Raw genomic sequence first — 12,991 nt, 5'->3', positions numbered from 1 at the left:
ATTGTGATTTATAATTATCATATACGAGAGTAATTCTGTCGTACCATTATGATGCAGTCAGCGGTGATATATGAAAGGTTTCAATACGCAAAATAGCCACATTCCAACAGAGTACGAGTTCAAACATTCCAAATGGATTCAAAAAATGCTCCATGCCTACTGGGTTGTTATCATTGCACATTTCGCTATTCAGATTGGCTGTTTCCTGTTTCTGGAGTATGATCGCACACCTACAGATTTCTTGATGAATGTCCTCTTCTGGCCTACGGCCGTCAGCAGTTCATGCATTTTGTTCGCAAGTTGGGTTGATCGACGCTTCAGTTCATATTCCTTTTACACCATGTCTATAGCCAGCACGGTTATCGCGTGGACGATTATTCATGTCAATTATGACATTCGGATTATATTAGCAATCTGTCTGTTGCCCATCTTTGCTTCGGTGCTGTTCTTCAGTAAAAAAAGAGTCTGGATTGTCTTTCTGATGCAGATGACTGGTTACTTTCTGGTTTTGTTCGATCCGGCCTACCGGTTGTACTTGTCTTCATTTGACATGGTATCCATTCCTGCTTTTCTAATCCTAGGTACATATGTAGCACAGGTTATCGTAACCAGCGGCGTTGAGGTGCTCGATGATCTTCAGGCCAGCATGCTTGCCAAGCAGGACCTTATTGTGCGAAATGCCATTATGACCAAACAGTCCAAAACAGACGGTTTAACCAACCTTTATAATCAAAGCTCATTCAAGGATTATTATGAAAAAGCATTTGAGTATGCCAACAGTGGCATGAGTCTGCATCTGGCCCTGATCGATATTGATGACTTCAAATCCATTAATGATACGTATGGTCATCGGGTGGGAGACATCATTCTGGAGAAAGTGTCCCTGATCATTCAGGAAACCATTACCTCAAGTGATATTGCAGCACGGTACGGGGGCGAAGAGTTCGCCTTATTGATGTTTGAGCAATCTTTCAAGCAAGCCTATGCCTTGGTGGAACAGATTCGCCAGAAGATTGCCTTGATGGGCCATCTGGAACTTGAAGGAGCTTCCATCACCGTGAGTATCGGTCTCAAAAGCTACAGCCCTAATCTAACCAAAGACAAATTGTTCGAGGAAGTGGATGCCTGTCTGTATGCGGCCAAACGAACAGGTAAAAATAAAACCGCAACATCACTTGATCTGACTTCGTCCTTGACAGAGAAAATATAAATAAAAAAGTTGTGCTGTACACCGGAATTCCGGTTTGTACAACACAACTTTTTTTGGGTCTGAATATGATCAGCAGGCCGATCTTTTTCATACATCTATGTTTTCATTCCGCCCATTCCCAGCGATGGCGATTTTGCTCCAGCATCGGATGCAGGTATTCGGACGATCCATCAATGATGAGACGCAGCTCTTTGATCCAATCCTTGAAGGAATCAAATGAAGCAAACATATTCGCCATCTCTATCGTCAAATAAAGAAAGTGAGGGGCTGGATATTCCGCAGTGATATGGCGCAGCGCGCTATCCACAGGCGTATATTTTTTTCTCTTGCCCTCCAGTCCTTCCACGCGTATACGGGAGGTTGGATGTTCCCGCCGCCAATCATGCAGGCGATCTTCTCTTTTGTAATAGGCTTGTATTGTACCTTTGCTCATTCGTTTAAACGTGCTCTCGTGTAAAGGATACAGCACAAGCTGTATGAATGAACGGGTATCTACCGTTGCAGCGGCGCGCTCGAGTTGCTCATCAGTCACATGTTCAAACGAGTCATAAAAAGTCAGTGTGCCTTTGCGGCTGGCCGCAGGTGGCTCATAACCAAAAGGTACAGATGTATATTTTCCAGACATTTCACCCCTCCTTTTTTATACGCACATTCGCACAAAGGTGATTGGGATAACCCAGCTAATGTTATTATACGCTAACGATCTTGCTTCAACTCGGAATAAAATGTCATTCTGTTCTTGCCTGCACGTTTAGACTCATACAAAGCTTCGTCCGCCATCCGAATAATCTCACTTGGGTTGTCGCTGTTGGTTGGATATTCAGCACCTCCGATGCTACATCCAATTCGAATTCGCTCGTATTCAATAATAAACGGCTTGTTCAGGCTTTGAATGATGGCTTCTGCATAAGCCATGGCTTCTTCCCTTGGATGACTTCCAACAGACTGAAGTACAATCAGGAATTCATCTCCGCCCAATCGGACTGTTATCCCCTTCACCTGACCAAGAGCAGACAGTCGCTGGGCCACTTTCTGTAACAACACATCTCCAGTCTGATGTCCAAGTGTATCGTTGACCCGTTTGAATCCATCGAGATCCAGATAGAGAAAAGTCAGCGTGTGATTTTCACTTTCGGTCTCCAGAGACTCCTCCAGATACACTTCAAGGGCAGTGCGATTTGGCAGTCTAGTTAACTGATCAAAATGCGCCAGATTCTGCATCACGACCAGCTCTGAGTTTTTATTCATAAGAGAGGTCAGCATATCCCGAAGCGAACGGGACAACACTTCAATCTCCTTAATCCCCTTAATCGCAGGAATCTCAAGCTCTTCCCCTGCACGCAGTCGATTGGCTACTCTGGTAAGACGCACAAGCGGGGCAGAGATCAGACGTGAGACAACCCAGCCAATCAGTGCAAACAGCACGGTAACGGCGAGTCCAGACCACACATTAAACCACATCAGGTCAAACACAGATGCAAAAGCAGATGACTTGACTTGACGAATGACTACGGTCCAGCCTAATCCGGGATAATCCAGATGACCCTGGCTGTAGGCAAACCCTGTCACATATTCATTACCGTCAGGCCACTTTTCAATGGACCAACTGCTTTTGTTGAGCTGGGCCTCTTCGATGCCAGGCAATACCAACGGTTTACCGATCCATTCCTTCGGCCCGAGCAGCACTGTATGTTCCTTTTTGCTCACGATAAAAAACTCAATGTCTTTTTCTTCCCTTTTCAATGGGGCAAGAACGGATTCCTCGACTTCCTTCGCCCATTCCCAGCTTAAATGTGCAGCGAGCACACCTTGAATATGTCCTTTGCTATCCTTCAGCGGAAAACTGATATCGACAAATTGCAACGGCTCTCCCGTTGGATTCGGAAGCAGCTTGGCAAGAAGTACTGCATTATGCACATCTCCAATGAATTTACCCTTGATTCCCTCCTGATACACAGGTCGCTCTGATAAATTTCCCCCAAGCAAGATACCATCCGTGGCAGCTAACACTTTTCCTTTCGGGTTCATGAATCCAACCCATGAGAATGAGGGAAAGCTATCTTGTAACTGATCCAGCAGCATCTGAATCTCATCAGGTTGGAATCCATCTTTCAACGAAACCATCCGGCCCAGCAGGTCCAGTTCACCCGCACGAGCGGACATGAATCGATCCAGCTTGTCCGAAGCCTGTGAGGCCGTGCCTGTAAGCGAGTGACCAATCTCAGTCTCTACAGCAACAAATGACTTTTGACTAAAAATAGACCCAATCGTCAGGGTAACCAGCAAGGATAACACAGCAAAGATGACTGTAAGCACAGTTCTAATTTTGAATGACATTACTTCCTCCATTACACGGTGAAACCATCTTGCTTCTCAACATAACTATGCTGTAAAGAGTACACGGAATGTCACCTCGGACGTGTCTCAAAACTCGCTGAAGTGCATCTTTTACCGCCTTTTCGCCCCCTGCTGCGTCACTTTCCCTTGACGTGCCCCGGCACGCCTGCGGAAAACTTCCTGGCTTGGAACGAAAATTCGGCAAAATCTGCTTCTTCGGAGTTTCAGACACGCCCTAATCGTTTTCATATTTATCGGAACTTGTGTGTTTATTTATTATACATGCCCATACAATATTATACTGAAATTTTCACCGTGTTTCTTCCATTCAAAGAATAGACACGATTCTGTATATACATACTTGGGTTATGAATATAGAGAGCAAGCATATCCTACAAAGGATCATGCGCCTGTATGTCACAGAGAGAGTAATCGAAATACTAAACATTGGGGGTGTAATGTTGAGCCTGCTTCATGTTGCTGTTATTCTGCCTTTTGCCGCTGGCATTCTTCTTGCCATGCTGCATCGTTTCTTCCGTAAATTACATTTGGGATGGCCGGTTCTCCTTGTTCCGGCACTATTATTTGTATACTTTGCGAGTCTCATACCCGCTGTGTCACAGCGCAATACCGTATCTGGAAATATCCCATGGATTCCTTCACTGGACATTGGATTTAACCTGTATCTGGACGGTCTGAGCCTCATGCTGACACTGCTAATCACCGGAATCGGTGTCCTCGTTGTTCTCTACTCCATCTTCTACATGGATATGAAAGAAGCGCTGAACCGTTTCTACCTGTATCTGTTGATGTTCATGGGAGCCATGTTGGGCGTGGTGCTATCTGATAATATGATCGTGCTCTACGGATTCTGGGAATTGACCAGTATTACGTCATTCCTGTTGATTGCATTCCATTACAAACGTAAAGCCTCGACTTCAGGAGCACAAAAATCATTCCTGATTACGGTATTTGGCGGTTTCGCCATGCTTACCGGATTCATGATGATGTATCTCATTACCGGAACGTTCAGTATTCGTGCAACTATTGCAGGATTGGGTCAGTTTCAGGAAAGCGCACTATTTCTACCCGCACTTATCTTGATCCTGATTGGAGCTTTCACCAAGTCAGCTCAGTTCCCGTTCCATATCTGGTTGCCGGATGCCATGGAAGCTCCGACACCTGTTAGTGCCTATCTTCACTCAGCCACCATGGTCAAGGCCGGACTGTACGTTGTCGCCCGGTTTACGCCGATCTTCGGTGGACAGGGACTCTGGTTCTGGCTCGTTACCGGCGTTGGTCTTCTGACTTTGTGTTATGGATCATTCCTGGCGGTGAAAAAAAACGATCTCAAAGCGATTCTTGCCTATTCGACCATCTCTCAACTTGGTCTGATCATGTCCCTCTTAGGGGTTGGATCTGCTGCTCTCTACTTCGGATATGGCGAATCCTCTGCGATGTACACTGTGGCAATAACCGCTGCGCTGCTTCACCTGTTTAATCATGCGACCTTCAAGGCCGCTCTGTTCATGGTCGTAGGGATTGTTGATCATGAAACGGGTACACGTGACATACGGAAGCTCGGTGGACTTGCTTCATTCATGCCAATTACATTCACCGTGGCATTAATCGGTTCACTTGCCATGGCGGGTATTCCGCCGTTCAACGGATTCCTGAGCAAGGAGTTATTCTTCCAGGCGATGGTGGAAGTCACGCATCTACGAATCTTTGGACTTGGGTCCTGGAGTGTTCTATTGCCGGTATTCGCTTGGCTTGCAAGTGTGTTTACCCTGATCTATGCGCTTATTATCGTGTTCAAAACATTCCTCGGTCGTAGCCAAAGCGAGATCCCTGCCGAGAAGCTACACGAAGCGCCCGCTGGCATGCTCATTCCGCCTGTTGTTCTAGGTGTTCTTGTCGTTGTATTCGGACTCTTCCCGAATCTGCTGGCCGGATCACTGATTGAACCGGCCATGGCCGCTGTGCTTCCATCCCTCTTGAATGGGAATGAGCGCTTCGATGTACATTTCTCTCTGTGGCATGGATGGACTCCGGAACTGATTATGACGATCGGAGTTGTGATTCTCGGAATCACTCTTTACAAGCTGTTGCCACGATGGAGGAATATTTATGAGCATTATCCACAAGGACTAACAATTAACAATATGTACCATGTCGTGCTGGATAATCTTCAGCATTATGCACGCAAATGGACGGAAGCCTATATGAATGGCTCGGTTCGTAATTATCTCGTTTACATTTTCTCATTCACGGTCGCGTTGCTGGTCTATGCCTTCTTCCGTTCAGGAGAAAATATTACCTGGAATCTGCAGGGCAATGCACCATACTCATTCTATGAGGTGGTACTGCTAGTCACGCTCATCGGTGCTGCAGTTTCAATTCCTTTTGCCAAGAACAGACTGTCGGCAGTCATTATGACCGGAGCGGTTGGTTACCTCGTAACCCTGCTGTTTGTACTCTTCCGGGCGCCGGATCTGGCGTTGACACAGATGATTGTTGAGACGGTGTCCGTTGCATTGTTCCTGCTCTGTTTCTACCATCTGCCTGAGCTTCAACGTGGCAAATCAAGCCGCAGTTATCTCACGGTGAATATGATTGTAGCGATAGCAGTCGGGATCGTGATGACTTTTGTGGCACTGGCTGCAAGCGGAACAGCATCACTCGACAGCATTTCTACTTTCTTCCTTCAGGAAGCCTATGATTCGGCCGGTGGTAAAAATGTCGTGAACGTGTTATTGGTGGATTTCCGAGGCTTCGATACGTTATTGGAGATTATGGTGCTTGGGGTTGCTTCATTGTCCATCTACTCCATGATTAATCTGAACCTCGAAGCGAAGGATCTCGGAGCCCGCTTGAAGTTCCGTAAGAAAGACGAAACTAAGGATTCCGAGCCCGATCTGGATGATGAAACAGACAATACGAAAAAGTATGGTAACCGGGAACGCAGCTCATCCTCGTGGGATACTGTCCCCTTGCAGAGTAATGATGTATTGCTGCAAACGACCACCAAGGTCGTTGTGTTCATCATTCTGACGTTTGCCATGCATCTCTTCTTTGCAGGTCACCATAATCCGGGCGGAGGTTTCATCGGCGGCTTGGTCACAGCGGCAGCGCTCGTATTGATTGCCCTGGCATTCAGTACTGATACAATACGCAAAGCGTTACCCGTTGACTTCCGTGTTCTCACAGGGATCGGATTGGGTATAGCCTTACTTACGGGTGCGGGTTCATTTATATTCGGAGTCCCGTTCCTAAGTCAAACCTTCGGTTATTTCGAACTTCCTTTGCTGGGAGAAACAGAACTCGCCACGGCCATGCTGTTTGATCTTGGCGTGTATCTCGCTGTCCTGGGTGTCACCATGACCATCATTCTACAGATCGGGGAGGATCGCTGATATGGAAATATTGATGTGTGTAGCCGTTGGCATTCTGTTTGCGGTTGCCGTCTTTTTAATCTTGTCGCGGAGCCTGCTCCGCATCGTACTTGGCATGTCCATACTAACCCATGGCGTGCATCTGCTCTTGATCACCATGTCACGTCTCAAAACTGGGGCACCACCACTGCTTGGGGAGATGGCTGAACGTTATGTCGATCCACTTCCTCAGGCTTTGATACTAACTTCAATTGTTATTAATTTTGGCCTCACTGCGTTCTTCTTTGTTCTCTCCTATCGTTCTTATCTGAAGTTAAAAACAGACGATATGGAAGAAGTAAGGGGGCGCCCATATGAATAATCTCGTCGTTCTGCCGATTCTGTTGCCTTTGATTACAGGTGTTCTGGCTCTGCTATTTTTCCGAAAAACAAATATCCAGCGGATCATTAGTGTCATTGGACTTTTGTTTACAGCAGCGGTGTCAACGATACTCATTACGCGGGTAGCACAGACTGGAGTTCTAACGCTTAATATGGGTGGGTGGGCACCTCCCTATGGTATTGTGCTTGTTGCGGATATGGTGTCGGCGCTACTTGTCGTAGCCGCTTCCATCATTGCACTGGCGTGTCTACTGTATGCTTTCCGCAGTGTGAACAAGGAGCGGGAAGAGCACCACTTCTATCCGTTCTTTCATTTCCTGATTGCGGGAGTTAACGGTTCATTTCTAACTGGAGATTTGTTCAATTTGTTTGTCAGCTTTGAACTGATGCTCATCTCTTCCTATGCACTGATCGTATTGGGAGGTACGGAAAGACAATTGCGTGAAACGATTAAATATGTCTTGATTAACATCGTTTCTTCAGCACTGTTTGTCGCTTCCATCGGCTTCCTCTACTCTATTACTGGCACATTGAACATGGCAGACTTGTCCGTAAAAATTGCTGAAGTGGGACAGAGCGGGGTTATTACCTTAATTGCCGTACTCTTCCTAATCGTATTTAGCATCAAAGCCGGACTGTTCCTGTTCTTCTGGCTGTCGGGCTCTTATGCTGCACCACCTGCTGTCGTCACTGCATTGTTCGCAGGATTGCTCACCAAAGTTGGCTTGTACGCAATTGTGCGAACATTCACACTAATCTTCTATCATGATCCTGATTTCTTCCATACACTGATCGGATGGATGGCTGGTGCAACGATGGTCCTTGGTGTCATCGGTGCGATCTCATACCGCGATGTGAACAAAATTCTCATTTACAACGTAGTCGCAGGTGTAGGTTTTGTCGCTTTTGGTATGGCTTCGGCCAGTCGCCCTGCACTGGAGGGGCTGCTCTTCTATATGCTGCATGATATGTTGATCAAAACATTGCTCTTCCTGCTCGGCGGTGCTTTGATCGCTGTTGCCGGAACATCCAAACTCGACAACATGGGCGGGCTGATCCATCGCTATCCGCTGCTCGGCTGGATGTTCTTCATTAGCGCACTTGCCTTGGCAGGTTTGCCGCCATTTAGTGGATTTCCAGGGAAGTTGCTTCTCTTTGAAGGAGGCTTGCAGGCAGGCTTATATGGTCTTACCGGCATTGCGGTGCTTTCGAGCTTGTTGATGTTATATTCGGTACTACGCATCTTCATACAAGCGTTCTGGGGCGAACCGCCTGCCGGGGTTACAAGACGCCCTTACGCGGTGAACGGCCTGCTGATTCCTGCCGGAATTCTGTTTGTATTCATCATCGTAATGGGTGTGGGGGCTGAAGGTATGTTCCAATTAACCTCCCGCGCAGGCGATATTCTACTGCATCCCAATATTTATATTGATGCCGTATTGAAGGAGTAGATGTCTATGGCCTTTCAGATTGTACTGAATCTTATCATTGCCTTTGTATGGATGTTTCTGAACAATGCCTGGAATGGTGTTGGTTTTCTCATAGGTTACCTGCTTGGACTGCTTCTCATCGGGGGGATGCGCAGATTCTTCCCCCAGCGCTTCTATATTGTGCGGGTCTGGGCCATCTTCAAACTGATTACACTGCTTTTCAAGGAACTGGTGCGAGCCAGCATTGAGGTTATACGCCAGATTATCAAGCCAAAGCTCGATATAAGGCCCGGTATTTTTACGTATAAAACTCAATTGTCCTCGGATTGGGAGGTTACTCTGCTCTGCTTACTCATCTCATTGACACCAGGTTCTCTGCCGCTTGAGATCTCGGGTAATCAACGCAAACTGTTTATTCACGCACTGGATATCAAGGATGAACAGAAAATGAGAGATGATATCCAAAATACATTCGAAAAAGCAATTATGGAGGTGACGCGTTAATGTTATCCTCACTGTTGTTCATCTCATTGCTCATTCTCTCCTTAGCCATTCTGGGTTGCTTGTACAGGGTGCTTAGGGGACCATCCATGGCTGACCGGATCACGGCACTGGATACCATCGGTATCAATGTAATCGCCATCGTTGCCGTTCTGTCGATGATGCTGCAAACCCAAGCCTATCTGGATATCATCTTGCTGATTGGTATTCTGGCCTTTCTAAGTACAGTGGCATTTGCACGTTATATCGAACGGGGGGCGGTATTCAAAAATGATGGAGATCGTTAAAGTAACCACTGAAACCGCTATAGGTCTACTCGTACTGCTCGGTGCACTACTCAGTGCGCTCAGTGCATTCGGACTTATTCGTCTGCCTGATGTATATCTGAGAGCCCATGCCGCAACCAAAAGTATGACACTTGGAGTATTCTGTGTATTAAGCGCTACGTTTTTCTACTTCTGGTACTTCGATAACTATATCAGTGCCCGCTTGTTGCTTGGTATCCTGTTTGTATTCATCACGGCTCCGGTGGCCGGACATCTGAACGGACGGGCCGCCTATCGCACAGATGTACCGCTGTGGGAGCAGAGCGTTCAAGATGAACTGGAACCTTTGTTAAAAGGGAAAAAGGTGAACCATGAGGCCAAGGATATGATGGAATAATCCCAAGCCTAGGCATAACGAATACCCCCAAGGGATCAACCGCTCGTTTTGCGGCATATTCCCGGGGGTATTTTTTTATTTTGCATACACGGATCATATCAAGCACTGATTATGCAGACAGATTAAGTAGCATAGCATAGTCAGAATCCACTCAGTCCCTGTCTTCTCATATCCGCAGCCACAATACGTGCAAGCTCCGCAGCCCCTTGACGATTCGGATGCAGACTATCCCCTGTCATATATAGAGCAAGTGTTGCCGCAGGACCAATAGACGTGAAATAGGCAGAACTCAGCTTGTTCAGTTCAACAAGGGTAACTCCCTCTTCCTGAGCGAGTGCACGTGTGGATTGATTGTACCAGCGGTTCTCCGCTTGATGTACATTGGCTGTATTAAAGTCTGTTGCCCGGCCCTGAGGCGTGGAGAGGATCACCGTTGCTCCTTTGTTCTTCGCCTTACGTACCATATCCCGCATAATCTCCTTGAACTGCGCCTCCGTTGTATTATTCTTGGCATTGGTATCGTTAATTCCGAATTGCAAAATAAAATAATCTCCCGGCTTGATATACTTCAGAATCGCTTCCATCTGACCATCATCGCGGAAGCCTCTCGCAAATTGACCACTTGACGCCATATTTCGAACCTGGAAGGTGGAATTGTTCACATAGGACGGAAACAGCTGTCCCCAACCTCCTTGTACACTGCTACCCAGCGGATAGTAATTGCAAACTGTTGAGTCACCACCAATGTAGATTGTGCGGTTGGTAACGGTCTGATTGGATAACTTCCGGATTTCGAGTGCACTAAGTGTGAAGGCCGTTCCTGTCTTTCCTTCTGTAACCAGCAGATTTAATTGCCCGTCAGTCACCGGAATTTGAAACTGGTCCGTTGCCCCGTTGCCCGTCATATTAATGATCTGGTAGACACCTTCTGCAGCCACACTCGCTCTGGCTGTATTGCCCAGAACCACTTTGACCTCATAGAGACCATTGGACAGATTCACATTGAAGGTATTGGTACTCTTGGTGCCGTAAGTCAGAAACTGCACAGCGTCACTCTTAACCCCGCTTCCTGAGGCAGACACATTCCTCATCTGTGCAGGTGTGTTGAAGCCATAACCTTTCATAGGCGTATAAGCATCTCCTGCGGACACGCCTGTGTAACCGCTCTCAACACCACCCGAACCAAAATCAAATCTGTAATTGTCTGTTGCCGCTTCGGCGACTCGCCCTCCACCGCTTCCCAAACCGATGCCCATTGTACTCGCAAACAGAACAAGACAGAGCAGAAGCTTTACCGATATTGACCATTTCATCACTGAATTCTCCTCTCGAATCAGAATTATATTAGGGTGTGTCTTCAAACTTAGGCATGCAATACGTTGAAGGATGTCAGGGTCCAACAGCTTGAAGTCAAGAATTGCTGATCCTGGCGAATTGTCCAGAAGTTTTTCTAAGGAACCGAGGAAGTCTTATTTAGCCTTCGAGTCCTCCTTTTATTTTGTAAGGAACCTGAGACACGTTATTAACCAAATTCACCTAATAAACAAGCTGTAAACGACTGCTTATTCCAATATAGCGTGTTTCAGATTCCTTAGATTGCTGCGGGCGCTTCAAATCGCTGAATAAGACGTCACAGGGTCGTTAGCGCTCCCGCTCCGTGCCCTGCTCCAGACACGTTCAATTTGAAGACACGCTCTAGTTGAACTAAAAATTATTTACACAGACTCTACGAAGACAGAATAACCTTCCAATCGCTGTTATCCCCAGATTTTTCGATTCCCTTTTCTCAAGGGAAAATCCGGTGATAGCGTATGCTTCCGATGTAGCTTTCTTTAAGAAAGCTTTTAGGCGAAGTGTATGCTTTCGAAGTAGCTTTCTTGCAGAAAGCTTGTAGCTTCGCTTTTTCAGGTTTTTTCTATCTTCTCCGTTATCGTGTAAATGATTAGTTCAACTTATATAGATGGTAATAAGCCTCAGCTTCACAGAACTTGGTCAAGCCAGTCATAGGCTTTCGCTCCGCTAATCTCATGTCCACCTATAAAGAAATCCGCATCCAGCGATTTTTCTGCTCCCGCCTGCTCATATATGTGTGTCAAACGCTCATACGCCTCTCTCGCTGCATGGATGGGGAACACCTGATCATCACTTCCAGCTTCAATAAAAAGTGGCCTAGGCACAATCAGGCCGATGAGATCCGGCAACTCCGCTTCACGCAGGATACCTGGCACATAGTTGTCCAGACAATGGTTCCGATCCAGTATGCTGCCCTGGAATGTATTTGCATAACCGCTTACCACAGTTGCCCTGAACCGTTCATCCAACGCGGCTGTAAATGCAGTCACCAGCCCACCGCCCGAGATACCCATGCTTCCAATTCGCTCCGAATCCACTTCTGGCCGAGTCGATATATAATCCAATACACGTGTTGTTTCATACACCCTATGACCGGCGAGGGTCTTCCCCACCATAAGCAGATGCGCAGCAATCTTCGTACAGGAGCTTACCCCTGGTGGCGCATCGCGGTCCTCTTCCAGTCTTCGATCACCAAATCCGAGCAGCTCTGGAGCCGCAACCACATAACCACGCTTCACAAGAGCTACTGCAAAGTCCTTGTGTAATCCGGGCTCTCCTGTCCGTAGTGACCCATCCGGTTCCATACCCGATATCTCTCGGCTACCGTAGCCATGCCCATGACAAGCAACGATAGCAGGTCTCTTGTTCTCGATAATGCTTCCATCACCCGGAATTAATAAATACACTGGCATGCGAAGTCCTGCATAGGTCGTGATTTCAATCCGCTCCCGAATATATCCGTCACATGTAATGCGCTCCAGTAAGACAGGATTCAGTGCTGCCGCCATCGTAGGGAAACCGCCCAGCCGTTCTTTCACGCGAGTACGTAACTGACTGTGCCATAACTCCAGGGGTTGATCTGCATGATACGCGGAACGACCACGAAGATTCGTTTGTTGTTGTAGATAGGCTTCAATATCAGACATGGGCCTGTGTCCCTCCTGTTTTTCATAGGATAACGTAGATAAAAGACTGTTATATGGAATTAATTCCATCCATTA

General features: G+C 46.9%; 11 protein-coding genes. 7 read left to right on the top strand and 4 right to left on the bottom strand.

Translation table 11 applies throughout. The features are described 5' to 3' along the window. Window positions 1-70: 70 nt before the first annotated feature. The gene (locus tag BS614_RS16770; protein WP_074094792.1) at window positions 71-1,210 is read left to right on the top strand and encodes a GGDEF domain-containing protein; all 1,140 of its coding nucleotides are present in this window, start codon (window positions 71-73) and stop codon (window positions 1,208-1,210) included. A 103-nt stretch (window positions 1,211-1,313) separates the two neighbouring features. On the opposite strand, the gene BS614_RS16765 is transcribed toward BS614_RS16770, so the two are convergent. After that, window positions 1,314-1,835 carry a hypothetical protein gene (locus tag BS614_RS16765; protein WP_074094791.1) on the bottom strand — a complete coding sequence of 174 codons (522 nt, stop codon included), beginning with the start codon at window positions 1,833-1,835 and terminating at the stop codon, window positions 1,314-1,316. Between the two features lie 71 nt (window positions 1,836-1,906). After that, window positions 1,907-3,547 (bottom strand): sensor domain-containing diguanylate cyclase, encoded by a 1,641-nt coding sequence (locus BS614_RS16760; RefSeq protein ID WP_074094790.1) that lies wholly within the window; start codon window positions 3,545-3,547, stop codon window positions 1,907-1,909. 461 nt (window positions 3,548-4,008) lie between these two features. Here BS614_RS16760 and BS614_RS16755 point away from each other — a divergent pair, with 461 nt between their 5' ends. The 6 genes from BS614_RS16755 to mnhG are packed head-to-tail and all read left to right on the top strand — an operon-like array spanning window position 4,009 to window position 9,917. Next, complete coding sequence (locus BS614_RS16755; RefSeq protein ID WP_074096877.1) at window positions 4,009-6,963, top strand: Na+/H+ antiporter subunit A; 2,955 nt, start codon at window positions 4,009-4,011, stop codon at window positions 6,961-6,963. A 1-nt stretch (window position 6,964) separates the two neighbouring features. After that, window positions 6,965-7,303 (top strand): Na(+)/H(+) antiporter subunit C, encoded by a 339-nt coding sequence (locus BS614_RS16750; protein ID WP_036670645.1) that lies wholly within the window; start codon window positions 6,965-6,967, stop codon window positions 7,301-7,303. Then, window positions 7,296-8,774, top strand: coding sequence for a Na+/H+ antiporter subunit D (locus BS614_RS16745; protein ID WP_074094789.1), 1,479 nt, complete (start codon window positions 7,296-7,298; stop codon window positions 8,772-8,774). Before BS614_RS16750 ends, BS614_RS16745 begins: the two co-directional genes overlap by 8 nt. 6 nt (window positions 8,775-8,780) lie before the next feature. Further along, complete coding sequence (locus BS614_RS16740) at window positions 8,781-9,257, top strand: Na+/H+ antiporter subunit E (protein WP_036608718.1); 477 nt, start codon at window positions 8,781-8,783, stop codon at window positions 9,255-9,257. Next, on the top strand, window positions 9,257-9,541 hold the full coding sequence (locus BS614_RS16735) for a Na(+)/H(+) antiporter subunit F1 (protein WP_017688855.1): 285 nt from the start codon (window positions 9,257-9,259) through the stop codon (window positions 9,539-9,541). The genes BS614_RS16740 and BS614_RS16735 overlap by 1 nt, the downstream gene beginning before the upstream one ends. Beyond that, window positions 9,525-9,917, top strand: a complete 393-nt coding sequence (mnhG, locus tag BS614_RS16730) for a monovalent cation/H(+) antiporter subunit G (protein WP_074094788.1) — start codon at window positions 9,525-9,527, stop codon at window positions 9,915-9,917. The genes BS614_RS16735 and mnhG overlap by 17 nt, the downstream gene beginning before the upstream one ends. 140 nt (window positions 9,918-10,057) lie before the next feature. Here the strand turns inward: mnhG and BS614_RS16725 are convergent, their stop codons facing one another. Further along, window positions 10,058-11,173, bottom strand: coding sequence for a rhamnogalacturonan acetylesterase (locus tag BS614_RS16725; protein ID WP_074096876.1), 1,116 nt, complete (start codon window positions 11,171-11,173; stop codon window positions 10,058-10,060). A gap of 723 nt (window positions 11,174-11,896) precedes the next feature. Beyond that, window positions 11,897-12,916, bottom strand: coding sequence for a dienelactone hydrolase family protein (locus BS614_RS16720; protein ID WP_074094787.1), 1,020 nt, complete (start codon window positions 12,914-12,916; stop codon window positions 11,897-11,899). Window positions 12,917-12,991: the final 75 nt, after the last annotated feature.

The sequence above is a fragment of the Paenibacillus xylanexedens genome (assembly GCF_001908275.1).
In the GTDB taxonomy this organism is placed as follows: Bacteria; Bacillota; Bacilli; order Paenibacillales; family Paenibacillaceae; genus Paenibacillus; species Paenibacillus xylanexedens_A.
The sequence above is the reverse complement of the archived record's forward strand: the minus strand, read 5'-3'. Positions and strand labels throughout refer to the sequence as shown.